This is a genomic window from Ochrobactrum teleogrylli (genome assembly GCF_037482325.1).
Taxonomy (GTDB): domain Bacteria; phylum Pseudomonadota; class Alphaproteobacteria; order Rhizobiales; family Rhizobiaceae; genus Brucella; species Brucella teleogrylli.
This window is the reverse complement of sequence record NZ_JBBHKQ010000001.1, coordinates 2803990-2827444: the sequence shown is the minus strand read 5'-3', so window position 1 is coordinate 2827444 and position 23455 is coordinate 2803990. Positions and strand designations below refer to the sequence as shown.

Below are 23455 nucleotides of genomic sequence, written 5' to 3'. Positions count from 1 at the left end.
CAGAGCGCTATGCGTCGTGGACGCATAAAGGACACTCTAACCTAGAGAGTCAAAGCATCGTACCTGTCAGAAAATCGATTCGGCTAAGTCGATGCATTCGTAGCGAATCATCGTTTGGTCCCCGGGGCAAGCTGTTTATGCCCCTAACGGGTTTCAGCCTCCTGATGTCCCCTTGTTTTGCACATCGGACAGGCTTTTTTCGATTGTCGGCATAAAGTTTGCCACCATGGCTTCAACACCCTTTTCATTGGGGTGCATGCCATCTTCGAGCAAAAGCTCCTTCTTGGTTGCTACGCCGTCGAGGAAAAACGGGTAGAGCGGCACGCCATATTTCTGCGCCAGCTTCGGATAGATGGGGTTGAACTTGGCGGCATAGTCCTTGCCCATATTGGGCGGGGCCATCATGCCTGCCAGAATGACGGCAATGCCGCGCTCCTTGAGACGCGCCAGCATGTCGTCGAGATTCTTTTCCGTGATGTCGGGCTGGATGCCGCGCAGCGCATCGTTAGCGCCGAGTTCAAGAATGACGAGATCGGTTCCATCGGGGATAGACCAGTCGATGCGCGACAGGCCCCCGGTAGTCGTGTCACCCGACACGCCTGCATTTTCGATTGAAACCTCGACGCCCTTGTCGTTGAGCGCTTTTTCAAGCTGCTGCGGAAAGGCGGCATTGGCGGGCAGGAGATAACCGGCCATCAGGCTGTCGCCGAAGCCCACAACCTTGACCTGCGAAAGCTGCTCGGTCGGCAAGGCGTCTTCAAGGCCGGTCGGGTCTTCCTGCGTCGGCTCCTGCTGGGCATAGACGCTGCCCGCAAAAACCGATCCGAGGATCGCAAAAATCGAGAGCCATGCCGGAATTGAGAGTTTGAAACGCATCGTTGGCAACCCATATTCGGTAAAGGGATGAGCGACAGCTCACGGGATTAAATCAAATCTTGGCGCAACATAGGTTCAAATTTGTGGCGCGCTTTTCGGTTCTACACATACATATAGGAAGAAAACCGCGTGACGGAACAGGCTGTTGGCCCGATTATCGAACTTGAGAACGTTCATCTGACACTTGGCCATGCCGCCTCATCGGTGCATGTGCTGAAGGGTGTCTCTCTCCATATTGCGCAAGGCCAGTCGGTTGGTATCGTCGGTCCATCCGGCTCGGGCAAATCCACACTTCTCATGGTTCTGGCTGGGCTGGAGCATGTTGATAACGGAACTGTGAAGATCGCGGGCGAGACGATCAGCCAGATGAGCGAGGATCAGGCAGCCGCTTTTCGCGGGGCCAATATCGGCATCGTCTTCCAGTCGTTTCACCTGATCCCCAATATGACTGCGCTGGAGAATGTGGCGGTGCCGCTGGAACTGGCTGGCCGCCGCGATGCATTCGAAGTCGCGGAGCGGGAGTTGAAAGCGGTTGGGCTTGGCGAACGTCTGACGCATTATCCGTCCGAACTGTCCGGCGGCGAGCAGCAGCGCGTGGCGATTGCCCGCGCCCTTGCGCCATCGCCGAAAATTCTGATTGCCGATGAACCGACCGGCAATCTCGACACCACAACGGGTCGCCAGATCGCCGATCTTCTCTTCGCCAAGCAACGCGAAAACGGGCTGACCATGGTGCTGGTCACGCATGATCCGTCGCTGGCGGCGCGCTGCGACCGCGAAATTCCCGTCCGGTCCGGTCGCATCGAAGACACCGCTGAAAAGGCCGGTGCGGTGCTTGAGAAACTGGTGGCAGGCGCATGAGCCGAATGAAATCTTTTTCTCTCGCTCTCCGTTTTGCGCTGCGCGAAATGCGCGGCGGGCTTGCCGGTTTCTATATTTTTCTGGCCTGTATCGCGCTCGGTGTGGCGGCCATCGGCGGCGTCAATTCGGTAGCGCGGTCGGTCAGCACCGGCATTGCATCGGAAGGCCAGAGCATTTTGGGCGGCGATGTCAGCTTTGCACTCAATCAGCGCGAAGCAACAGCGGAAGAACGCGCCTTCATCGAAAAACAGGGCAGAATGGCCGAAAGCGCGACAATGCGCTCCATGGCCCGTATGCCGGATGGTTCCGACCAGTCGCTGGTCGAGGTGAAGGCGGTCGATGCCGCCTATCCGCTTTATGGCACGCTGAAGGCCGCACCGGCGCAGTCGCTGGCCGATATGACGGCCATCAAAGGCGATGTTTACGGTGCTGCCGTCAGTCAGGATTTTCTCAACCGCATGGGGCTGACGCTCGGCGCAAAGGTACTGCTCGGCGCGCAAACCTTTGAACTGCGCGCTGTGATCGAAAGCGAACCGGACCTCTTGTCGTCCGGCTTCAATTTTGCACCGCGTTTTCTCGTTTCGCTCGATGGTCTGCGCGCGTCTGGTCTGATTCAACCCGGCAGCCTTGTCGATCATATCTACAAGGTCGCACTTCCCAATGGCGCGCCAGATGCGGCAATTGCCGAGGTGCGGCGGCAGGCCGCCGCCGATTTCCCGGATGCGGGGTGGAATATCCGCTCCCGCACCAATGCCGCACCGGCGCTGAGCGCCAATATAGAACGCTTTTCGCAATTCCTCACACTGGTGGGGCTGACGGCGCTGATCGTCGGTGGCGTTGGTGTCGCCAATGCCGTGCGCGCCTATCTCGACGGCAAGCGCGGTGTGATCGCGACTTTCAAATCACTCGGCGCGCCTGCGCGCTTTGCGGTTCTGGTCTATCTAGTGCAGATCATGGTGATCGGCCTGATCGGCATCGTGCTTGGGCTCATTCTGGCGGCAATCATCCCTTTTGCCGCCGCACTGGCGCTCGCCAATTATCTGCCGGTCGCCGGTGGCGGCGGCTTCTTCCCCGGCGCGCTGGCGCTTGCGGCAGTCTTCGGCCTCATCACCACGCTTGCCTTTGCGATCATTCCGCTTGGGCGCGCTCGCAATATTCCCGCGACTGCGCTGTTCCGCGAGCAGGGCTTTGAGCAGCGCGGCCTGCCGCCCCTGCTATATCTCGGTCTTGCGGTTCTGCTGATTGCGGCTCTGGCCGGATTGGCGCTCTATGTCGCCTATGATCGGCGGATCGCGGCGATCTTCATCGTCTCGGCCATTGCCGCTTTCGGGGTGTTGCGGCTTGTGGCCGATGGCATACGCTGGCTTGCCCGCCGTGCGCCGCGTGTGCGCTCGACCGCACTTCGACTTGCGGTCGGCAATATTCACCGCCCCGGCGCGCTTACCCCTTCGGTGGTGCTTTCGCTCGGCCTCGGCCTCACGCTGATGGTGGCGATTGCGCTGATAGACGGCAATCTGCGCCGTCAGGTGACTGAGAATATCCCGGCACAAGCGCCGGATTTCTTTTTCGTCGATATCCAGAACCGGGACATTGGCGATTTCACCAAGCTGGTGAGCGGCATCGTGCCGGACGGCAAGCTCACCTCTGGTCCGATGCTGCGCGGGCGTATTGTGGCTTTCAATGGCACCAATGTGCGCGATATGACCATCCCGCCGGAAGCCGCCTGGGTGCTGCGTGGCGATCGCGGCATAACCTTTGCCGACAACGTGCCGGAGAATTCGACGCTGAGTGAGGGCGAATGGTGGCCTGCCGATTATAGCGGCGAGCCACTTGTCTCCTTCGCTGAACGGGAAGGCAAGGAACTGGGCCTGAAGCTTGGCGACACGGTGACGGTCAATGTGCTGGGCCGCAACATCACCGCAAAGATCGCGAGTTTCCGGCAGGTGCAATGGGAAACACTGGCGATGAATTTCGTCATGGTGTTCTCGCCCAACACCTTCGCCGGTGCGCCGGCGACATGGCTTGCGACGCTGACCATTCCGGACGGCAAGAAAAACCTCGCGCCCGATGTACTGCGGCAGGTCACCAAAACCTGGCCCGCCGTCACGACGGTCAGCGTGACGGACGCGCTTAACGTCGCCAATGATCTGATCGGTCAGCTGGCGACAGCCATTCGCGCGGCGGCTTCCATTGCGCTTGCCGCATCGGTTCTGGTGCTGGGCGGTGCGCTGGCTGCGGGCAATCGCGCCCGGGTGCATGACGCTGTCGTCTTGAAGACACTAGGGGCCACACGCGGCACGCTGATTGCAGCCTATATCGTGGAATATATGCTGCTCGGCCTTGCAACAGCGCTTTTCGCACTTGCCGCTGGCAGTGCGGCGGGCTGGTATGTGGTGGTGGAGATCATGAAGCTTAAAGCGCAATTCCTGCCCGATGTGGCGCTAAAGACCGTGGTGGTTGCGCTGGTGCTGACCGTCGGTTTCGGGCTGGCCGGGACATGGCGTGTGCTGGGACAGAAGCCTGCGCAGGTTCTCAGAACAATATGAGTTATTTGTAATGCGGCGAGGGCGCAAAGCGTAAGCTATTGGAACCTATGGAGAATGCAGCCCGATTTTTCAAACCGGCCCTCGCGTTTTTTTACAGGCGGTACTTGTACGTGAGGGCCATAATCCCCATAATGTCAGGCAGGCATGCTGGGGTCCCGCCAGCGGCGCCTGGCGGCGGCTCGCCGGAATGAGCGCCCCGACACCGGACGGGACATGGCAAGAGGATTTAAGTCATGGCTGACTTTCGCAATATTCAGGCGCAGCAGAGGCCGGTAGGCGGCGCTCGCGCCGATGCAGGCATCGATCAGGGTTTGCGCAGCTATATGCTGGGCGTCTACAACATGATGGCTATCGGCCTGGCCGTTACCGGCCTTGCCGCATTCGCCGTTGCGGCACTCGCAACGACGACGGACCCGTCCGCAGCCGTCGCGCAGCTTGCCAATGGCAAGATGCTCACGGGCCTTGGCGTTGCGCTCTACACTTCGCCGCTGCGCTGGGTGGTGATGCTTGCGCCGCTGGCGGCAGTGTTCTTCCTGAGCTTCCGCATCGAACGTCTTTCGGTCTCGACCGCTAACGCCGTCTTCTGGGGCTATGCAGCTCTCGTCGGCCTGTCGCTGTCGTCGATCTTCCTGGTCTTCACCGGCCAGAGCGTCGTTCGCACCTTCTTCGTGACGGCTGCGTCCTTTGGTGCGCTGTCGCTCTACGGTTACACGACCAAGCGTGACCTGTCCGCTATGGGCTCGTTCCTGATCATGGGCCTGTTCGGCCTGATCCTGGCTTCGGTCGTCAACATCTTCCTTGGCTCCACCGCGCTGCAATTCGCAATCTCGGTGATCGGCGTTCTGATCTTCGCAGGCCTCACCGCCTACGACACCCAGTCGATCAAGGAAATGTATTACGAAGGCGATGCATCGGATACGCAGGGCCGCAAGATCGTTATGGGCGCGCTGCGTCTCTATCTCGACTTCATCAATATGTTCACCTTCCTGCTGCAGTTCATGGGCAACCGTGAATAGTCGCTGGATCAGGTTCTGAATGAAAAGGGCAGCGGAAACGCTGCCCTTTTTGCTTTTGTCCGGTCGCTTCCTGATGCATTCTGGAAATGTGTAAAATCATTTCTCCGGTTCTGCCTCATGCCCATCGTCCGCGATTTCCACCCCACCGACATCGATGCCATCACTGCAATCTATACCGAAGCCGTGTTGAACGGCTCCGGTTCCTACGAGGTCGAGCCGCCGTCGCGCGAAGACCTGCGCCAGCGCTTTGAGGGCTTCGTCGCGCAGGGTTTCCCTATTCTGATCGCGGAAGAGGATGGTGTGGTTCTGGGGTATGCCTATGCCAGCTATTTCCGCACCAGACCGGCCTATCGCTGGCTTGCAGAGGATTCGATCTATATCGCGCCCGAGGCCAAGAAGAAGGGCGTGGGCAAGCTTCTCCTGCGCGAACTGATCGAACGGGCCACCCAGCTCGGCTTCCGGCAGCTTTTGGCTGTCATCGGTGATGGCGAGAACAATATCGGCTCGGTGCGGCTGCATGAAAGCATGGGTTTCGTGCATTGCGGGCGGATTGAGGGTTCCGGCTTCAAGCATGGGCGCTGGCTGGATACGGTGCTGATGCAGCTGCCGCTCAATGGCGGGCGCACGCTGGAGCCGGGAGCACCGCCGCTTTCATAAATCAAATGGCGAGTCAGTGCACCTTCGACAGGCTCACCCTTCGACAAGCTCACCCTTCGACAAGCTCAGGGGAGGGCGTTGCAGACTACGCTCCCCTCATCCTGAGGAGCCGTTGAAAACGGCGTCTCGAAGGATCGAAGGATCAAGGAACCGAAGGCTAATCAGGCCTCGACGAGTTTCAGGCTCTTGTCGAAAACGCGCAGCACGCGGTCCAGTTCATGGCCGCGCTTCATGATCAGTCCGCTTGCAGCGATGACCGCGTAAGCGCCTTGCTTTTGCGCGAGCTTGGGATTTTTCTCGATCCGGAACAGCGGAACCTCGCTGGCGCGTCGGAAGATGGAAAAGACCGCCCGGTCGCTCAGATGGTCGATAGCGTAGTCGCGCCAGGCACCGGCGGCGACCATGCGGCCATAGATGTTGAGAATCTTGCCAAGTTCATGCCGGTCAAAACTGATGGCGGTGGGAACCGGCCTTGCGCGGTCGAGAGAGACGACCTTTGGCGACGCGGACGCGTTGGACGAGGATGATGAATCCTCTGCGCTTGAAATATCCATGTCCTTCCTTTCAGCCCTGTAGGTGGCGAAGCGGCAGGTGCGCTTGAAACGAAACGCATGACAGGAGGGTGATGCTTTTGTGAAACAAATTCAAGTGCGGGAAGGCGCGGCACCGTTCAAATGACCGGGATTTCCCTCATAAAACGCTGGATTTTGCACGCGGGCCGCTGTGCATTAGCTGTTCACGAAAAACGAAAGTCTGTCGGCAATGGTGATCGTTGAACACATTTTCGCCTTGTCAGCTTCGCATTCCAGCCTGATTATGGCTTCAGCATCTACGTGTTGCCTGAGACGGTTCGGTTCGGGTATGTCCGACCCCAAGCCCCCCGCCCAAAGGACTGCCCGAGCCGAACCAACTTTTTCGTCCGACCGAGCCGCAACACCAGATATTCCCGCAATATGACAGCTAACTTCACCCCATCCGGCCCGATGCCGAATAGATAATGGCTTGCGGCCGAATGCCTGCGATCAGAACCCGACCGGCGCTTTCTGCTTGAACATGGCTGCGCCATGAATGCGCCCGAGCGAGTTGTCGTCCCGGGTTTCCTGAAGAATGACCGCGCAACCGGAAACATCCTTACGCTTCAATTCGGAAGCAGGGAGCTCGATTTTCAGCGGCTTGCCATCCCACATGCCGATCGTGTTGATCTCACTCACCGTGTTTCGGTAGGTGATATCCTGACCGGCATTCTCGCCTTCAGTGATTGGGATGGTGACCGCATCGCGGAAATAGAACAGAACGACATGCACCGGCGACTTTGGCTTTTCGCCAGCCCCGATCTCGATGGACAGACGACCATCGTCGAGCCGGTTGATCGCAACCGGCACTGTCAGCTTGTCGGCGGCGACCTGTGCCTCGATCGCGCCCGCATCGCGCCCATTGACCTCCGCCTGACCATTGATGATGGCCTGCGGCGTATAGATCATGCGCGCGTTGAAGGAGTTACGGTAAGCATTCTGGCGGTCGGTATTATCCTGAGTGGCAAGCGTGTCGCGCCACCCCATATAATCCCAGTAATTGACGTGGAACGACAGCGCCAGCACGCTGGGGTCATCGGCGAACTTGGCAAAATTATCGTCCGCCTTCGGGCAGGACTTGCAGCCCTGACTGGTGAAAAGCTCTACCACCGCGGTTTTCTTGGGCGCTGCTTCAGCCGATGCAGAACCCTGCATGGAAACGCAACCGGTGAAAGCCAGCCCCAGAACGGCGCAGACATTGCGCCAGCCCGGCAGGGAATCGCCGGTCAGCCATGTGGCTGTTCCATAGAATGAGGGCTGAACGGTCACTTTGTATGATCCTGCATTAATTGACGATGACATCTATTATGTAGGAATTACGCCGATCAATGGGAATTCACGTTGCGGTGAGATTCAGCGGCGAGTGTGCTCTATTTGCGTCAGAAACGAAAAGGCCGCCGGATTGCTCCGGCGGCCTTTTTGTTTCAGTCGGGCGCTGATTAAGCAGCGAGATCACGCAGAACGGTCTGCAGAATGCCGCCGTTCTTCATGTAGTCGAGCTCGTCCAGCGTATCGATGCGGCAGATGAGCGGAACCTTCTTCACCGAGCCGTCGGCATAGGTGATGGAAGCTTCGACCTTCTGACGCGGACGCACATCGGCCAGACCTTCGATGGTGACGATTTCGTCACCCTTCAGGCCCAGCGTCTGCCAGCTCGTGCCTTCCTCGAAGACGAAAGGCACAATGCCCATGCCGACGAGGTTGGAACGGTGGATACGCTCGAAAGACTGCGCAATCACGGCCTTCACGCCAAGCAGGTTGGTGCCCTTGGCAGCCCAGTCACGCGAAGAACCATTGCCATATTCGACGCCTGCGAAGACGACGAGCGGCACGCCCTCGGCCTTGTACTGCATGGCAGCATCATAGATCGAGGTTTCTTCCTTCGACGGGTAGTGGATGGTGTAGCCGCCTTCACGTCCGTTTTCGCCCAGCATGTGGTTGCGGATACGGATGTTGGCGAAGGTGCCGCGCATCATCACTTCATGGTTGCCGCGACGCGTGCCGTACTGGTTGAAGTCGGCAACGCCAACGCCATGGTCGATGAGGTACTTACCGGCAGGCGACTGCGCCTTGATCGAACCGGCAGGCGAAATGTGGTCGGTCGTGATCTTGTCGCCGAAGAGTCCGAGGATACGAGCGCCCTTCACGTCGCCGATCGTGCCAGCCGACTTGCCCATGCCGACGAAGTAAGGCGGGTTCTGCACATAGGTCGAGTTGTCGTCCCATGCATAGGTCTGGCCCGCAGGAACCTGAACGGCCTGCCAGTTTTCGTCGCCCTTGAACACGTCCGCATATTTCTCCGAGAAGATTTTGCGGGTGACGTTCTTGGCGATGAAGTCCTGGATTTCCTGAGAGGAAGGCCAGATGTCGCGGAGGTATACCGGGTTGCCGTTCTGGTCTTCGCCAAGCGGCTCCTTGGTCAGGTCCTTGGTGACCGTACCGGCAAGAGCATGAGCGACGACAAGCGGTGGCGAAGCAAGGTAGTTTGCCTGTACATCCGGCGAAACGCGGCCTTCGAAGTTACGGTTGCCGGACAGAACGGCAGCCGCGATCAGGCCCTTTTCGTTGATGGTCTTGGAGATCGGTGCCGGCAGCGGACCGGAATTGCCGATGCAGGTCGTGCAGCCGAAGCCGACGAGGTTGAAGCCGAGCGCATCGAGATCCTTCTGGAGACCGGCGGATTCGAGATAGGCGGCAACGACCTGAGAGCCGGGCGCGAGCGAGGTCTTGACCCAAGGCTTGGTCTTGAGGCCCTTGGCGACGGCGTTGCGGGCCAGAAGACCGGCAGCGATCAACACGCTCGGGTTCGAGGTGTTGGTGCAGGACGTGATAGCGGCAATCACCACATCGCCATGGCCGAGGTCGAAATCTTCGCCTTCGACGGCATAGCGCGTGGTCTGGCCGGTGGTCTTCTTGTATTCGTTTTCGAGCGAGGTCGCGAAACCGGACCCGATGTTTTCCAGCGGAATGCGGCCTTCAGGACGCTTCGGACCGGCCATCGAGGGAACAACGTCGCCCATGTCAAGTTCGAGAACGTCGGTGAAGACCGGATCGGCTGCGCCCTTGTCGCGCCACATGCCCTGCGCACGGCAGTATGCTTCAACCAGCTCGATGCGATGTTCGTCGCGACCGGTGGTGTTCATGTAGTTCAGCGTTTCGCTGTCAACCGGGAAGAAGCCGCAGGTTGCGCCATATTCCGGACCCATATTTGCGATGGTCGCACGGTCGGCCAGTGTCATGTTTTCGAGGCCTTCGCCGAAGAACTCGACGAACTTGCCGACAACGCCCTTCTTGCGCAGCATCTGCGTGACGGTGAGCACGAGGTCGGTCGCGGTGACGCCTTCCTTGACCTTGCCGGTCAGGCGGAAGCCGACGACTTCCGGCAGAAGCATGGAAACCGGCTGGCCGAGCATGGCAGCTTCAGCTTCGATGCCGCCCACGCCCCAGCCCAGAACGCCAAGGCCGTTGACCATGGTGGTGTGGCTGTCGGTGCCGACGCAGGTGTCGGGATAAGCGACGGTTTCGCCGTCTTCTTCCTTGGTCCAGACTGCCTGGGCCAGATATTCGAGGTTCACCTGATGGCAGATGCCGGTGCCTGGAGGAACAACGCGGAAGTTCTGGAACGCCTGCTGACCCCACTTCAGGAAGCGGTAGCGTTCGCCGTTGCGCTGATATTCGAGGTCCACATTGGCCTTGAATGCGCTTGGATTGCCGAATTCGTCAACGATGACCGAGTGATCGATGACCAGATCGACGGGCACGAGCGGGTTGATCTTTTCAGGGTCGCCGCCGAGCGCCTTGAGGCCGTCGCGCATGGCTGCAAGGTCGACAACAGCTGGAACGCCGGTGAAATCCTGCATGAGAACGCGGGCGGGGCGGTAGGCGATTTCTGCACCGGCTTTGCCGCGGTCGGCCAGCCACTTGGCGACAGCTTCAATATCCGACTTCTTGACGGAGCGGTCGTCCTCGAAGCGAAGCAGGTTCTCAAGAAGAACCTTCATGGAGAAAGGAAGCTTGGAAACGCCTTCGAGGCCGTTCTTTTCGGCTTCGGTCAGGCTGTAATAGACATAGTCTTTACCGCCGACGGTGAGGGTTTTGCGACATTTGAAGCTGTCAATGTGTGACACTGCGTTCGTCCTTATGCTACTGGCCGGAAAACCAGGACGAACGCCTAGGCTAGCGTTTCAAGGACGCGCCAAGGTGCGGGTGCAGTCATTTCCGCTGTCCGTCCCGAAGCCTGGGTCCTCACGGGCGCCAGGTGTTTGAGATCGGCCAAAAATGGTTTCCACGCCGACCGCTGGCGTGGTAGCCCTCATATAGAGAGTTTTCTAAAACGATTCCAGACTGAATTTCGTGAATTCGCTGCCTTGCGGCGAAATGTTGCGATCCTTCCGTTTGTTCCCGAAACTCTTGGAGACGGTTGGTTTTTGAGGAGAGAAAATGCGGCTTGAGGCCGAAAATCTGGGTGGCGAACGGGGTGGCGAGACGATCTTCTCCAACCTTTCTTTCACGCTCGATGGCGGGGAGGCGCTGGTGGTCACCGGCCCGAACGGGTCCGGCAAATCCACCTTGCTGCGAATCATCTGCGGTCTGCTCGCGCCGGAAGAAGGCCGCATCGCACTGATCGAGGACGGCGCATCGCTGCCCGTGCAGGCGGCCTGTCATTATCTCGGCCATCAAAATGCGATGAAACCGGCCTTGAGCGTGCGCGAAAATCTTTTGTTCTGGCAGCGTTTTAACGGCGCGGGAGCGCTCGACATTGATGACGCGCTGGAAGCTGTCAACCTGCCCGGCGTCGAACATCTGCCTTTCGGCTATCTCTCCACCGGGCAAAAGCGCCGCGTCTCCATTGCCAAGCTTCTGGTCAGCCATCGCCCGCTATGGATTGTCGATGAGCCGACCGCCGGTCTCGACAAGGCGTCGGAAACCCGTTTTGCCGTGCTGATGCGCGACCATCTGCAACAGGGCGGCATGATCATTGCCGCCACGCATATTCCGCTGGGGCTGGAAGGTGCGAACACGCTCGATATGGCCAGATTCTCGCATGAGGCGTTTTGATGCTGGCGCTGTTCCTTCGCGACATGCGCCTCAGCTTTCGCGCGGGCGGCGGTGCGCTGGTCGGCATATTGTTCTTTCTCGCTGTTATTTCGGTGATGCCATTCGGCGTCGGCCCGGACCTCAATCTGCTGGCGCGGATCGGTCCGGCCATGTTGTGGATTGGCGCCTTGCTGGCGACGCTGCTCGGCCTCGACCGGCTCTTTCAGGCCGACCGTGACGATGGCTCGCTCGATCTGCTGCTGATCGGCTCCGACCGTCACATGCTGGCGCTCACGGTTCTGGTCAAATGCGTCGCCCATTGGACGGCGAGTGTCTTGCCGCTGGTAATCGCCTCGCCCATGCTCGGCCTGTTCATGAATATGGATGCAGGGGCAATCGGCGCGACCACCCTCACGCTTCTGGTCGGCACACCCGCCATCGCCTTTGTCGGTGCGGTGGGTGCAGCGCTGGCGGTGGCCCTGCCGCGGGGCGGGCTGCTGGTTTCCGTGATCGTGCTGCCGCTCACCATCCCAGTTCTCATTTTTGGTGTATCTGCTTCTTACGGAGCGACGGTAGACAACGCGCCCTTTCTGGCTCCATTTCTGGTGCTTGCTGCACTGACGCTGTTTTTCGCTGTGCTGGGACCGCTGGCCGCGAGCGCAGCGCTGAAAAATTCGGCGGATTGAACATGATCCCGAAAAGTGGGAACCGCCTTCGCGGGGAAAACAGTCCACTGGACTGTTTTCTGATCCCGCTACGATCAGAATCGGATCATGCTCGACCGATTGACGCAGTTGAGCGCGGTCAATTGAACGGCATAAGGGGGGAGGTTAAGTATAGGTCATGACGAAAGACGCCGTGAAAACCGCAAGCTGGCTCGATATGGCCAATCCCACACGCTTCCTCGCTTTTGCGGGCAAGGTTTTGCCGTGGCTGTCAGGGCTTGCCGTCCTGTTTCTTGCCGCCGGTCTCGGTATGGTTTTCCTGTCGCCGGACGATTACCAGCAGGGCCTCACAGTCCGCATCATGTATATCCATGTGCCTTTCGCATGGCTTTCCATGATGTGTTACTCGATCATGGCAGTGTCGGCTCTCGGCACACTGGTCTGGCGGCATCCGCTGGCTGATGTCTCGATCCGGGCCGCAGCGCCACTTGGCGCGGTGTTCACGGCTTTGGCGCTTGCCACGGGTTCGCTCTGGGGTAAGCCCATGTGGGGCACGTGGTGGGTGTGGGATGCACGCCTGACCTCGGTTTTCGTGCTCTTCCTGATGTATCTCGGCATCGTCGCGCTATCGCGCGCTTTCGCCGATCCGGCCAAGAGCGCCAAGCCAGTGGCGGTGCTGACGCTGGTGGGCTTCATCAACATCCCGATCATCAAATTCTCGGTCGATTGGTGGAACACGCTGCATCAGCCAGCTTCCGTTTTCCGCATGGGCGGGCCGACCATCGATGGCTCCATGTTGCGCCCGTTATTCGTGATGGCGATTGGCTTCACGCTGCTGTTCCTCGCGCTGCATATGATGGCGATGCGCAACGAAATATGGCGTCGCCGCGTGGCTTCGATGAAGAAACTGGCCGCCCGCAACGCTGATCGCAAACGCGGCAAACAAATGCAGGAGGAGGGCGCGGTATGAGCAATCATCTCGGCTTCGTGATGGCCGCTTATGGCATCACCATTGTGGCGCTTATCCTGACTGTCGGCTGGATATATATCGATCAGCGCATTCAGAAGAATGAGCTGAAGCGGCTTGAAGCGCAGGGCGTGCGCCGCCGCTCGTCAAAGGCGCCGGTTCAATGAGCGAAACGACGCAAAAGACTGCCGCGCCGAAAAAGCGTGCCACATGGGTAGCACTGCTACCGCTGCTGGTGTTTGTGGGGCTTGCAGCCGTCTTTGCCGTGCAGCTTTTGTCCGGCAAGGACAGTTCCGCTATTCCATCTGCTTTGATCGGCAAGCAAGCGCCGCAAACCAATCTCCCGGCGGTCGAAGGCCTGATGCGCGATGGCGTTCCGGTGCCGGGCCTCAACAGCGAAGATTTCAAAACGGGTCCGGGGGGCAAGCTGACATTGGTGAACGTCTGGGGATCGTGGTGCGTTCCCTGCCGTCAGGAGCATCCGCTCCTGATGGAAATCGCCAGGGACAGCCGCATCCGTCTGGTGGGCCTTAACTACAAGGACCAGCCCGAAAACGCCCGCCGCTTTCTGGGCGATCTCGGCAATCCCTTTGCCGCTGTCGGCGCCGACCGCGTGGGTCGCTCAGCCATTGAATGGGGCGTCTACGGCGTGCCGGAAACCTTCCTCGTCGGCCCCGATGGCAAGATCATTTACAAGCATGTCGGCCCGTTTACGCCGGAGTCGGTGCGGGATGATCTGATGCCTGCGGTGGAAAAGGCTTTTCAATAATCATCGACCTTACAACGTCGTGGTTTATGGACGTTGCTGCGCTGCTCTTTTCCCTCAGCCCTTCGAGACGGTTCCCTTCGCAAGCTCAGGGCCCCTCCTCAGGATGAAGGGGGCGAAGCAACAGGTTTACAACGAGCAGATTATGAAAAAGCCCCGCATTTGCGGGGCTTTTGCTTTTCTTTTGATAATCAATCCGGCAATTTCCGCACCGCGCCCTTAGCGGCGCTGGTTGCCATGGAAGCATAGGCCTTCAGCGCGGTGGAAATCTTACGCTTGCGCTCTTCGGCTGGCTTCCAGCCTGTTGCTTCCTGCTCTGCGCGGCGTTCGGCCAGCGTCGCATCGTCCACGGCGAGGTGGATCTTGCGGTTCGGAATGTCGATATCGATGATATCGCCTTCGCGCACCAGACCGATCGTGCCGCCTTCGGCTGCTTCCGGCGAAACATGGCCGATGGAGAGGCCCGACGAGCCGCCCGAGAAACGACCGTCGGTGATCAGCGCGCAGGCCTTGCCCAGACCCTTCGACTTCAGATAGCTGGTCGGGTAGAGCATTTCCTGCATGCCGGGGCCGCCGCGCGGGCCTTCATAGCGGATCAGCACGATATCGCCAGCCTTGATCTTGCCGTTCAAAATGCCGAGTACAGCTGTATCCTGGCTTTCGAAAATACGCGCCGGGCCGGAGAACTTAAGGATGGAGTCATCCACGCCTGCCGTTTTCACGATGCAGCCGTCTTCCGCCAGATTGCCGTAAAGCACGGCCAGACCGCCATCCTGACTAAACGCGTGTTCCTTGGAGCGGATAACACCCTTTTCGCGGTCGGTATCGACGCTATCAAAGCGGCGCTCCTGGCTGAATGCCACCTGCGTCGGCACGCCTCCCGGTGCCGCCGAATAGAACTTGTGCACCATTTCGCTGTTGGTACGGGTCACGTCCCAATGATCCAGCGCCTTGGCAACCGTCTGGCTGTGCACGGTCGGCAGATCGGTATTGATCAGGCCCGCTTTGTCGAGCTGGCCGAGAATGCCCATGATGCCGCCCGCACGGTGCACATCTTCCATGTGAACCGTATTGTTGGCAGGGGCGACCTTGCAAAGCACCGGCACGCGGCGCGACAGGCGGTCGATATCGGCCATGGTGAAATCGATTTCGGCTTCCTGCGCGGCGGCGAGAAGATGCAGGACCGTATTGGTCGAACCGCCCATGGCGATGTCGAGCGTCATGGCGTTTTCAAACGCCGGGAAGCTTGCAATCGAGCGCGGCAGCACGCTTTCGTCGTCCTGCTCGTAATAACGGCGGGCGAGATCGACGACTAGATGGCCGGCTTCTACGAAGAGGCGCTTGCGGTCGGCATGGGTTGCGAGCGTCGAGCCGTTGCCCGGCAGTGACAGGCCAAGCGCTTCGGTGAGGCAGTTCATCGAGTTTGCGGTGAACATGCCCGAGCACGAACCGCAAGTCGGGCAGGCGGAGCGTTCAATCGTCTTGACCTGCTCGTCGGTATAGTGATCGTCGGCAGCGGCGACCATGGCGTCAACCAGGTCGAGCTTCTTGATCTGGTCGTCCCAGACGACCTTGCCCGCTTCCATCGGTCCGCCCGAAACGAACACGACCGGAATATTGAGGCGCAGCGCGGCCATCAGCATGCCGGGGGTGATCTTGTCGCAATTGGAAATGCAGACCATCGCATCGGCGCAATGGGCATTGACCATATATTCGACCGAGTCGGCGATGAGTTCGCGCGATGGCAGCGAATAGAGCATGCCGTCATGGCCCATGGCGATACCGTCATCGACCGCGATGGTGTTGAATTCCTTGGCCACGCCGCCAGCACTTTCGATTTCGCGCGCGACGAGCTGGCCGAGATCCTTGAGGTGAACGTGGCCCGGCACAAACTGTGTGAACGAGTTCACCACAGCAATAATCGGCTTGCCGAAATCCTCATCCTTCATGCCGGTGGCGCGCCATAGGCCGCGCGCACCCGCCATATTGCGGCCGTGGGTGGTTGTTCGCGAACGATAAGGAGGCATTTTCTGACCTTTTAGGAATTATTCTAACTTTATAATGCGGTATGACAGAACCACCCACAGCAGGCAAAGCGCAAATTGCCCCATATTGCCAGAAGCGGGACCATTTGCCGGTTTACGGACAACGAAAGGGGTTCTCTCGTGCGCCAGCTTTCGCAGGCGCAATTGACCCCAATCTAGCAGGTTCTTGTTATAATGCAAAAGAATTTGAGCTCAAAACGTAACGAAATTGCTTGAACTCAATTTGCTGCTGTCGCCATGGCTGTGTCGAGGAGGGCATTTGCCATCTTCATACGCTGTTCCGCATCGGCGCGAAACTCTTGTGGCAGGCGGTCTGGATGATTGCTCGCGGCAAAGGAGCGACGCAGGCGTTGAAGCTCAGCGCGCGTCAGACCGGGGCGAAGGTTCAACTCTTGCCGTATCGCGTCGGGCGACTGGTTTTGCATGCGCTCAGCGATTGCTTGCCGTTCAGTCTCTCGCTGGTCGCTCTCGGCCGACTTTTCCTCAACATAGAAAAGCGGCGCAAGATCGATTTCCGGGCGTGAGGGTGCGGCACTATCGCCCAACCCTGCCGAAAAGAACGCCGATGCAAGATTGATCTGCGACCGGCGACCGGCCTCTTCCTGACCGGAATTCGCCTCGGTTTCTTTCAGGACAGTCGCAAAATCCGGGAACGCCCGCCGCATCGGTCTCAGCGCACCGCGCCGGCTGAAAGGGCGGTTGCCAGCGTGCGGGTCAGTATGGTGGGCGGGATCGGCTTCTGAAAGACCGGCACTTCAGGATAGCGCGCCGCAAGCTCGGCAGGCAGCCCGCCGCCGGTATGGATGACGACGAATGTGTTGCGGCTTTTCAGCCGGTCCAGGATAGGTTCCACATTGCCGTCAATCAGATTGACATCGAGGATGGCGGCATCGACTTCATTACGATTGATGAGATCCATGGCCTGCCGGACAGTGCCGACCGGACCGACAACCGTTCCGTTCGCGTCTTCCACAGTCGCGGCAACGTCGAGAGCGACGAAAATTTCGTCCTCCACAACCAGTATGCGTCGCTGTTCAAGATCGTTCATCACTGTCTTTCACCTCTGCGGGAGCCCACTGAGCGAGGCCCGCGCTTCCATACAGAAAATGCGCGAACACAGAAGGTAGTTCCCTTCGCCGCATGATAATTCACTTATGGTGAATCAAATCTTTACCGCCGGAAGGGTGCTCCAGAAGGTAATTAGCCGATAATCAGAATGCCGTGAAAGTCAGCGTTGTCAGGGACCGCACGATATGCGGGATATTGAGCACATTGTCGTTGATGAACTTGCCGATATCGTCGCCCTCGGCGATATAGATTTTCGCCAGCAGGTCGAATTCACCGCTGGTCGAATAAAGCTCGGACACAATCTCGCGCTGAAAGAGAGTGTCGGCAACCTCATAGGTTTTGCCGGGAGCGCACTGCAGTTGCAGGAATACGGGCTTCATGTCTCTACCTTTCGCATCGATGGCGGCGTTCGAGGTTTCAAACACGGTCGGGCTGGCGAAATCAAGAGCCATTGCGGAATGAGGGCTTATCAATCGCTGCAAATCCTGTTCGAAACCCGACTGACGGCCCGGCCAAAAGCTGTGGTCAAAAAGAGCATTGGGTCATAATTGCTCTGGTAATATATCAATTTCAGGTGATGATCGGCTTTGCGTCCCAAATCGCTGTTATAGTCCCGCGCTTCGCATCGGGAACAATTTTCGACATATATCGATGCATTTCGAGGAGTATCCGAAAGTCTCATGAAGTTTATGTCTGTTTTGTCCCCGGCCTTTGCCCTCGCTTGCCTTGTTTCCCTGGTTTCGATGGCATTGCCTGCTTCCGCGATGAATGCGTCCGAGAAAGCGCAGCTCGAAAAGCTCGATCCGGTAACCCGTCTGGAACAGCGCTGCGATGTCGAGGCCATGGAGCGGATTACCCGCGAACAGAATAAATTTTCGGTCGATAAGGTGCTGGCCTATGCTTTTTCCGATCCGGTGACGAAGAAGAATTCCATTGCGGCAGACGGTGCTGCCTTCCGCAGCCGCGAGCACTGGTACAAGCTCGCCTTTACCTGCAAGACGGATGATGAACACATCAATATAACGTCTTTTCAATATGATATTGGCGACGAAGTCCCCGCCGACCAGTGGGACAAGCACTATCTGGTGCCGTGATTCAATAAAATCGCTGTATTTATAAATAACTGATAATCTTTGCGTCAAAGATTACAGCGCGCGGCATTCTTTCATTGCGCTCGTTCAATATTCCGAAATAATTGGGATTGCCAGCTGGGGGCGATGTGTGGTCTCTCAATACATCAATTATTGCTAAACTTATAATAATAATCGGTTTTCCGGATATGACACTTAATCTGACCATTGCATTTATTGTTGTCGGGTTGCTGCTTTGGTATTTCAAATGCCGCAAGCTTGGCTTTGTTTCGATTGCCGTTGGCATCGTTCTGTATGGCGCAATCGCGTCGGCCATCCTGCCCGATTATCTGATGAACCGCCTGCAGTCGTCCTATTCATCGACGCTGCAATCCTCGCTTGAAGACAACACCGCCTTTATCGTCTTCGGCATGGGCACGCAGACCGTCATGGAACGCGGTGAAAAAGTGGTCGAACCGCTCGCCTTTTCCTATGGGCCGATCCTTGCTGCCGTGGGCATGAACCATCACTGTATCGAGAGCGCCCTGAAGTGCACCTTCATCGTCAGCGGCGCAGATGTGGCCGGGACCGGTTTGACCGAGGCGGCATCGATCGCCGGGCAATTGGTGAAGGCCGGTATTGATCCCGCTTCCATCCTGTTGGACGAAAAGAGCCGGAATACTTGGCAGAACGCCAAAAACACCGTAGCAATCCTGCGTGCGATCAAGCCCGCGAAGATCGTGCTGCTGCAAGCAGCGCCGATCATCAAGCGTGACTTGCTCTATCTGGCGCATTTCGGCGTGAAGCCCGAGCCGGTCGCAGCCGGTTTTTTGACGGCGGCGCATACCAATATGTCTTCGGCGGGACTTTCTTTTCTGGTGACCGATTTGGCCCTGCATGAAGCGATAGGCGTCTGGCGCTATGAGTTCTATAACTACATGGGATGGAATGAGCCGAAACAGCCACCGCTTGCGTTGGGCAGCGCTGCGCCTTCGGCAGTTCTCGCGCCTGCCCATTGAGTTTATGATGCTACCGCCCGACGCGTTTTGATAGGGCGCTGGAAAAAATATCCCCGAAATAACCCCAAAAGTGAGCAGATTTTTCGAAGCGGTTTTAAATTTCGGTGAGGTTGTGGCATCCTGTCGTCAAAGACCTCTGATACTGTCCTGACCAATGGCTACGAGGGATACCCGTGGGGGGCCCAAAGGAAACAATGGAGGCGGTCGTGAAATTATCGAGACTTTCGCTCACTTTGGCGGCATTGGTGGCAGCGGCCTCGCTGGCCGGAACCGTTCAGGCGAGCCACGCGGATCAGACGCTTCTGAACGTGTCCTATGATCCGACGCGTGAACTCTACAAGGATTACAATGCGGCCTTTGCGGCGCATTGGAAGAAGGAAACCGGCGAAACCGTCACCATCCGCGCATCGCATGGCGGTTCGGGCGCGCAGGCCCGTTCGGTGATCGACGGCGTCAAGGCTGATGTGGTCACGCTGGCGCTCGAAAGCGATATCGACGCGATAGCGTCGCGCACCGGCAAGATCGACAAGGAATGGCGCAAGCGCCTTCCGAACAATTCGTCGCCTTATACATCCACGATCGTTTTTCTGGTGCGCAAGGGCAACCCCAAGGCCATCAAGGACTGGGGTGATCTGGTGAAGGATGGTGTGGAAGTCATCACGCCGAACCCGAAGACATCCGGCGGCGCGCGCTGGAACTATCTTGCCGCCTGGGCCTGGGCCTACAAGCAGTATGGCGGCGACGAACAGAAGATCAAGGATTACATCGCTGACCTGTTCCGTCACGTGCCGGTGCTTGATACTGGCGCACGCGGCGCGACGACCAGCTTCGTGCAGCGTCAGCTCGGCGATGTGCTGCTGGCCTGGGAAAACGAAGCCTATCTTTCCGTGGCCGAATTCGGCGAAGATGCGTTCGACATCGTCGTGCCGCCGCAGTCGATCCTGGCTGAACCCCCGGTCGCGGTCGTTGACAAGAACGCCGAGGAGAACGGCACCACCAAGCTGGCGCAGGCCTATCTCGAATATCTCTATTCGCCGGAAGGTCAGGCTATCGCAGCCAAGCATTTCTACCGTCCGTCGAAGCCGGACCTCATCCCGGCTGACCAGCAGCGCAAGCTTCCAGACCTGACGCTGGTAACCATCGACGATCCGATTTTCGGCGGTTGGGCCAAGGCGCAGCCTTACCATTTCGGTGACGGCGGTACGTTCGACCAGATCTACAAGCCGGGCAAATAAGGCGCAGACAAAAGCACAGTCAGCCGGTCAGAGCCGAAGCTGATATTTGCAGCCACTGAAAAAGGGAACAAAACAACAGCATGTCTTCGCTCCCTGCACGGGCCAGAGCAGGGTCGCACTTTCGCAAGCCGAGCGTCATTCCAGGTTTCGGACTGACGTTCGGTTTCAGTGTTGCCTATCTGACCCTTCTCATTCTCATTCCGCTGGCGGCCCTGGTGCTGCGCTCCAGCGAGATCGGTTTCTCGGGCTTCTGGCGGCTGATCACCGATCAACGCACGTTGAAATCGCTGGAAACAAGCTTTGGAACGGCATTCATCGCCGCGCTGGTCAATGTCGTGTTCGGCGTTATTCTGGCCTGGGTTCTGACCCGCTATCGCTTTCCGGGCCGCCGTTTCATCGATGCCATTGTCGATATTCCCTTTGCGCTGCCGACAGCGGTTGCCGGTATTGCGCTGGCCGCCATCTATGCACCGAATGGCTGGATCGGCAGCCTGTTTGCGCCCTTCGGCATCCGCATCGCCTTTACGCGCATCGGTATCGTGGTCGCGCTGATCTTCATCGGCCTTCCTTTCGTGGTGCGCACGGTGCAGCCGATCATGGAAGAAATCAGCCGTGAGGTCGAAGAGGCTGCGGCGACTCTCGGTGCCACGCGTTTCCAGACCATCTGGCGGGTGCTTCTGCCCAGCCTTCAGCCTGCGATCCTGACGGGCTTTGCGCTCGCCTTCGCACGCGGCGTGGGTGAATATGGCTCGGTCATCTTTATTGCGGGCAACACGCCCTATGTGTCGGAAATCGCGCCACTGCTGATCGTCGTCAAGCTGGAGGAATATGATTACGCCGGTGCGACGGCGCTCGCCACCATCATGCTGGTGCTTTCCTTCGCGATGCTCTTATTCATCAATCTCATTCAGGCGCGGTCAAGAAAGAAATACGGCTATGGCGAATGAAACAACAGGCACTGGCCGCGCCAGCCGCACTGGCCGCGCCAGCCGTAGCGCCGTGACGGAAAGCCGGACCACGCGCATCATCCTGATTGCGCTGGCGCTAGCGTTTCTGGCGCTCTTTCTGATCCTGCCGGTGATTGCGGTTTTTGTGGAAGCCTTCCGCAAAGGCCCGACCGAATATCTCGAAGCCTTGCTGGAGCCGGACGCCTGGTCGGCGATCAAGCTCACCTTGACGATTGCGGCCATCGCCGTGCCGCTCAATCTGGTTTTCGGCGTGGCCGCCGCATGGGCTATCGCCAAGTTCGAGTTCAAGGGCAAGGCACTGTTGACCACGCTGATCGACTTGCCGTTTTCGGTGTCGCCGGTCATTTCCGGTCTGGTCTTCGTGCTGCTGTTTTCCAGTCACAGCCTGCTCGGGCCGTGGCTGGAGCAGCATGGGATCCAGATACTCTTCGCGGTGCCCGGGATTGTTCTGGCGACGGTCTTCGTCACTTTTCCCTTCGTGGCGCGCGAGCTGATCCCGCTGATGCAGGAGCAGGGAACCGGGGACGAAGAGGCGGCGATTTCACTTGGCGCTAATGGCTGGCAGACATTTCGCTATGTCACCTTGCCGAATATCAAATGGGGCCTTCTCTATGGTGTTCTGCTCTGTAATGCCCGCGCCATGGGCGAGTTCGGGGCAGTATCCGTGGTATCGGGCCGCATTCGCGGTCTCACCAATACGATGCCTTTGCACGTGGAAATCCTCTATAACGAGTATAACTTCGTTGCAGCATTTGCGGTGGCCTCGCTTCTGGCTCTGCTTGCGCTTCTGACGCTGGCGATCAAGACAATCCTGGAGCTGCGCTATAGCGATGAGCTGGCGGGCAGCAACGGGCACTGAAGGCAATTTGGAAAGCTGATCCGGGTGGTTGAAACCGGGCTCGGCTTCAAGGATAAATGGCCGCGAAGCGGCAGGGGAAGGATAGGGAATGGAAGTTCGTGTTGCCGACGTGCGTAAGGAGTTTGCCCGTTTTCCGGCTTTGCATAATGTGTCGCTGGATATCCGGTCTGGCGAACTGATCGCGCTGCTCGGCCCGTCCGGTTCGGGCAAGACGACGCTGCTGCGTCTGATCGCCGGGCTGGAAACACCGACGGAAGGCACGATTTTCTTCGGTGAGGAAGACGCCTCGCAGAAGAGCGTGCAGGAGCGCAATGTTGGTTTTGTGTTTCAGCATTATGCACTGTTCCGGCATATGACGGTCGCGGACAATATCGGTTTTGGCCTGAAAGTGCGCCCCGGTTCGACCCGTCCTGCCACCAGCGAAATCCGTCGCCGTGCGCTGGAATTGCTCGATCTGGTGCAGTTGCAGGGGCTGGAAAAGCGTTATCCCGCCCAGCTTTCCGGTGGTCAGCGCCAGCGCGTCGCGCTTGCCCGCGCCATGGCCATCGAGCCGAAGGTTCTGCTGCTCGATGAGCCTTTTGGCGCGCTCGATGCGCTTGTGCGCAAGGAATTGCGCCGCTGGCTGCGTGAAATTCACGACAAGACCGGCCATACGACCGTTTTCGTCACGCATGATCAGGATGAAGCGCTCGAACTGGCCGACCGCGTGGTGGTCATGAGCCAGGGACGGATCGAACAACTCGGCACGCCCGATGAAATCTATGACAATCCGAACTCGCCTTTCGTCTATGGATTTATCGGCGAGTCCAGCACGCTTCCAGTCCGGGTCGAGAATGGCGAAGTCTGGCTGACGGATCGCAATATCGGCCTCACCGCCGAGGGCGCGGCAGAGGGCGAGGCGCAGCTCTATTTCCGCCCGCATGATGTGGAACTGCTCGACGGTTGCGGTGGCTGTATCGCAGGCACGGTGGTGGCAAGCCGCCGCTCTGGCGGTAAGCGGCGTGTGGAGCTTGAAGTGGGCGGCGCGCGTGAGCGCATCGAAATCGAAATTCCTGCCGAACACCCGGCTGCGGAGAAAAGCCGCATCGCGTTTCGTCCGCGCTACTGGAAGCTGTTTCCGGCAGGCGGACCGGAAAAGGCTTCGAGTGAAACTTCGGCGAAGATTGGTGCCTGAATCGCGGTTTTTGACTGGCTAAGCAGACTAAAAGCGGCCTCCGCACGATGATTC

General features: G+C 58.5%; 23 protein-coding genes. 15 read left to right on the top strand and 8 right to left on the bottom strand.

The features are described from left to right. Nucleotides 1-153 precede the first annotated feature (153 nt). Entirely contained in the window at nt 154-876 is a 723-nt protein-coding gene (locus tag WIX40_RS13210) for an arylesterase (RefSeq protein ID WP_109368126.1), read from the bottom strand. 129 nt (nt 877-1005) lie between these two features. On the opposite strand from WIX40_RS13210, the gene WIX40_RS13205 reads away from it, so the two are divergent. The 4 genes from WIX40_RS13205 (at nt 1006) to WIX40_RS13190 (ending at nt 5956) form a co-directional block, all read left to right on the top strand. Next, nucleotides 1006-1737, top strand: coding sequence for an ABC transporter ATP-binding protein (locus tag WIX40_RS13205; protein ID WP_339440138.1), 732 nt, complete (start codon nt 1006-1008; stop codon nt 1735-1737). Further along, nucleotides 1734-4283, top strand: a complete 2550-nt coding sequence (locus tag WIX40_RS13200; RefSeq protein WP_339440137.1) for an ABC transporter permease — start codon at nt 1734-1736, stop codon at nt 4281-4283. Before WIX40_RS13205 ends, WIX40_RS13200 begins: the two co-directional genes overlap by 4 nt. Before the next feature lie 233 nt (nt 4284-4516). Continuing rightward, nucleotides 4517-5299, top strand: coding sequence for a Bax inhibitor-1/YccA family protein (locus WIX40_RS13195; protein ID WP_109368129.1), 783 nt, complete (start codon nt 4517-4519; stop codon nt 5297-5299). Between the two features lie 117 nt (nt 5300-5416). Then, a complete protein-coding gene (locus WIX40_RS13190) occupies nt 5417-5956 on the top strand; it encodes a GNAT family N-acetyltransferase (RefSeq protein ID WP_339440136.1) in 540 nt (179 codons plus the stop codon). A 161-nt stretch (nt 5957-6117) separates the two neighbouring features. Here the strand turns inward: WIX40_RS13190 and WIX40_RS13185 are convergent, their stop codons facing one another. The 3 genes from WIX40_RS13185 to acnA all read right to left on the bottom strand — a co-directional run bounded on the left by WIX40_RS13185 (nt 6118) and on the right by acnA (nt 10655). Beyond that, nucleotides 6118-6510, bottom strand: coding sequence for a DUF2794 domain-containing protein (locus WIX40_RS13185; protein ID WP_109368131.1), 393 nt, complete (start codon nt 6508-6510; stop codon nt 6118-6120). A gap of 468 nt (nt 6511-6978) precedes the next feature. Continuing rightward, on the bottom strand, nt 6979-7713 hold the full coding sequence (locus WIX40_RS13180) for a DUF1223 domain-containing protein (protein WP_339441024.1): 735 nt from the start codon (nt 7711-7713) through the stop codon (nt 6979-6981). Between the two features lie 254 nt (nt 7714-7967). Beyond that, nucleotides 7968-10655 (bottom strand): aconitate hydratase AcnA, encoded by a 2688-nt coding sequence (acnA, locus tag WIX40_RS13175; RefSeq protein WP_121537044.1) that lies wholly within the window; start codon nt 10653-10655, stop codon nt 7968-7970. Between the two features lie 313 nt (nt 10656-10968). On the opposite strand from acnA, the gene ccmA reads away from it, so the two are divergent. From ccmA to WIX40_RS13150, 5 genes are all read left to right on the top strand, one after another. Next, nucleotides 10969-11586, top strand: coding sequence for a heme ABC exporter ATP-binding protein CcmA (gene ccmA / locus WIX40_RS13170; RefSeq protein WP_121537046.1), 618 nt, complete (start codon nt 10969-10971; stop codon nt 11584-11586). Beyond that, nucleotides 11586-12251 carry a heme exporter protein CcmB gene (gene ccmB, locus WIX40_RS13165; protein ID WP_339440134.1) on the top strand — a complete coding sequence of 222 codons (666 nt, stop codon included), beginning with the start codon at nt 11586-11588 and terminating at the stop codon, nt 12249-12251. The genes ccmA and ccmB overlap by 1 nt, the downstream gene beginning before the upstream one ends. A 157-nt stretch (nt 12252-12408) precedes the next feature. Then, nucleotides 12409-13200, top strand: a complete 792-nt coding sequence (locus tag WIX40_RS13160; RefSeq protein WP_339440132.1) for a heme ABC transporter permease — start codon at nt 12409-12411, stop codon at nt 13198-13200. Further along, nucleotides 13197-13364, top strand: a complete 168-nt coding sequence (gene ccmD, locus WIX40_RS13155; protein WP_171316858.1) for a heme exporter protein CcmD — start codon at nt 13197-13199, stop codon at nt 13362-13364. Before WIX40_RS13160 ends, ccmD begins: the two co-directional genes overlap by 4 nt. After that, nucleotides 13361-13966 carry a DsbE family thiol:disulfide interchange protein gene (locus WIX40_RS13150; protein WP_140024481.1) on the top strand — a complete coding sequence of 202 codons (606 nt, stop codon included), beginning with the start codon at nt 13361-13363 and terminating at the stop codon, nt 13964-13966. Before ccmD ends, WIX40_RS13150 begins: the two co-directional genes overlap by 4 nt. A gap of 188 nt (nt 13967-14154) precedes the next feature. Here the strand turns inward: WIX40_RS13150 and ilvD are convergent, their stop codons facing one another. The 4 genes from ilvD to WIX40_RS13130 all read right to left on the bottom strand — a co-directional run bounded on the left by ilvD (nt 14155) and on the right by WIX40_RS13130 (nt 17456). Further along, nucleotides 14155-15990, bottom strand: a complete 1836-nt coding sequence (ilvD, locus tag WIX40_RS13145) for a dihydroxy-acid dehydratase (protein ID WP_121537056.1) — start codon at nt 15988-15990, stop codon at nt 14155-14157. A gap of 236 nt (nt 15991-16226) precedes the next feature. Beyond that, entirely contained in the window at nt 16227-16673 is a 447-nt protein-coding gene (locus WIX40_RS13140; protein ID WP_339440130.1) for a hypothetical protein, read from the bottom strand. A 5-nt stretch (nt 16674-16678) separates the two neighbouring features. Then, a complete protein-coding gene (locus WIX40_RS13135; protein ID WP_109368140.1) occupies nt 16679-17056 on the bottom strand; it encodes a response regulator in 378 nt (125 codons plus the stop codon). A gap of 163 nt (nt 17057-17219) precedes the next feature. Next, a complete protein-coding gene (locus WIX40_RS13130) occupies nt 17220-17456 on the bottom strand; it encodes an Lrp/AsnC ligand binding domain-containing protein (RefSeq protein ID WP_109370141.1) in 237 nt (78 codons plus the stop codon). Between the two features lie 300 nt (nt 17457-17756). Between WIX40_RS13130 and WIX40_RS13125 the strand changes: the two genes are divergently transcribed. The 6 genes from WIX40_RS13125 (at nt 17757) to WIX40_RS13100 (ending at nt 23401) form a co-directional block, all read left to right on the top strand. Beyond that, nucleotides 17757-18170: a DUF930 domain-containing protein gene (locus WIX40_RS13125; RefSeq protein ID WP_109368141.1), complete on the top strand. Its 414-nt coding sequence runs from the start codon at nt 17757-17759 to the stop codon at nt 18168-18170. A gap of 185 nt (nt 18171-18355) precedes the next feature. Beyond that, a complete protein-coding gene (locus WIX40_RS13120) occupies nt 18356-19165 on the top strand; it encodes a YdcF family protein (RefSeq protein WP_339440129.1) in 810 nt (269 codons plus the stop codon). A 206-nt stretch (nt 19166-19371) separates the two neighbouring features. Then, nucleotides 19372-20400, top strand: coding sequence for a sulfate ABC transporter substrate-binding protein (locus tag WIX40_RS13115; RefSeq protein WP_121537440.1), 1029 nt, complete (start codon nt 19372-19374; stop codon nt 20398-20400). Between the two features lie 80 nt (nt 20401-20480). Beyond that, on the top strand, nt 20481-21347 hold the full coding sequence (gene cysT, locus WIX40_RS13110) for a sulfate ABC transporter permease subunit CysT (RefSeq protein ID WP_109368142.1): 867 nt from the start codon (nt 20481-20483) through the stop codon (nt 21345-21347). Beyond that, nucleotides 21337-22227, top strand: coding sequence for a sulfate ABC transporter permease subunit CysW (gene cysW, locus WIX40_RS13105; RefSeq protein ID WP_339440126.1), 891 nt, complete (start codon nt 21337-21339; stop codon nt 22225-22227). Before cysT ends, cysW begins: the two co-directional genes overlap by 11 nt. A gap of 88 nt (nt 22228-22315) precedes the next feature. Then, complete coding sequence (locus WIX40_RS13100; RefSeq protein WP_171316850.1) at nt 22316-23401, top strand: sulfate/molybdate ABC transporter ATP-binding protein; 1086 nt, start codon at nt 22316-22318, stop codon at nt 23399-23401. Nucleotides 23402-23455: the final 54 nt, after the last annotated feature.

Bases quoted from the DNA above. Each gene is read 5' to 3' on its own strand.
- WIX40_RS13210 (WP_109368126.1), bottom strand. From the start codon at position 876: ATGCGTTTCAAACTCTCAATTCCGGCATGGCTCTCGATTTTTGCGATC.
- WIX40_RS13200 (WP_339440137.1), top strand. From the start codon at position 1,734: ATGAGCCGAATGAAATCTTTTTCTCTCGCTCTCCGTTTTGCGCTGCGC.
- WIX40_RS13195 (WP_109368129.1), top strand. From the start codon at position 4,517: ATGGCTGACTTTCGCAATATTCAGGCGCAGCAGAGGCCGGTAGGCGGC.
- WIX40_RS13190 (WP_339440136.1), top strand. From the start codon at position 5,417: ATGCCCATCGTCCGCGATTTCCACCCCACCGACATCGATGCCATCACT.
- WIX40_RS13185 (WP_109368131.1), bottom strand. From the start codon at position 6,510: ATGGATATTTCAAGCGCAGAGGATTCATCATCCTCGTCCAACGCGTCC.
- ccmA (WP_121537046.1), top strand. From the start codon at position 10,969: ATGCGGCTTGAGGCCGAAAATCTGGGTGGCGAACGGGGTGGCGAGACG.
- ccmB (WP_339440134.1), top strand. From the start codon at position 11,586: ATGCTGGCGCTGTTCCTTCGCGACATGCGCCTCAGCTTTCGCGCGGGC.
- WIX40_RS13160 (WP_339440132.1), top strand. From the start codon at position 12,409: ATGACGAAAGACGCCGTGAAAACCGCAAGCTGGCTCGATATGGCCAAT.
- ccmD (WP_171316858.1), top strand. From the start codon at position 13,197: ATGAGCAATCATCTCGGCTTCGTGATGGCCGCTTATGGCATCACCATT.
- WIX40_RS13150 (WP_140024481.1), top strand. From the start codon at position 13,361: ATGAGCGAAACGACGCAAAAGACTGCCGCGCCGAAAAAGCGTGCCACA.
- ilvD (WP_121537056.1), bottom strand. From the start codon at position 15,990: ATGCCTCCTTATCGTTCGCGAACAACCACCCACGGCCGCAATATGGCG.
- WIX40_RS13140 (WP_339440130.1), bottom strand. From the start codon at position 16,673: ATGCGGCGGGCGTTCCCGGATTTTGCGACTGTCCTGAAAGAAACCGAG.
- WIX40_RS13135 (WP_109368140.1), bottom strand. From the start codon at position 17,056: ATGAACGATCTTGAACAGCGACGCATACTGGTTGTGGAGGACGAAATT.
- WIX40_RS13130 (WP_109370141.1), bottom strand. From the start codon at position 17,456: ATGAAGCCCGTATTCCTGCAACTGCAGTGCGCTCCCGGCAAAACCTAT.
- WIX40_RS13125 (WP_109368141.1), top strand. From the start codon at position 17,757: ATGAAGTTTATGTCTGTTTTGTCCCCGGCCTTTGCCCTCGCTTGCCTT.
- WIX40_RS13120 (WP_339440129.1), top strand. From the start codon at position 18,356: ATGACACTTAATCTGACCATTGCATTTATTGTTGTCGGGTTGCTGCTT.
- cysT (WP_109368142.1), top strand. From the start codon at position 20,481: ATGTCTTCGCTCCCTGCACGGGCCAGAGCAGGGTCGCACTTTCGCAAG.
- cysW (WP_339440126.1), top strand. From the start codon at position 21,337: ATGGCGAATGAAACAACAGGCACTGGCCGCGCCAGCCGCACTGGCCGC.
- WIX40_RS13100 (WP_171316850.1), top strand. From the start codon at position 22,316: ATGGAAGTTCGTGTTGCCGACGTGCGTAAGGAGTTTGCCCGTTTTCCG.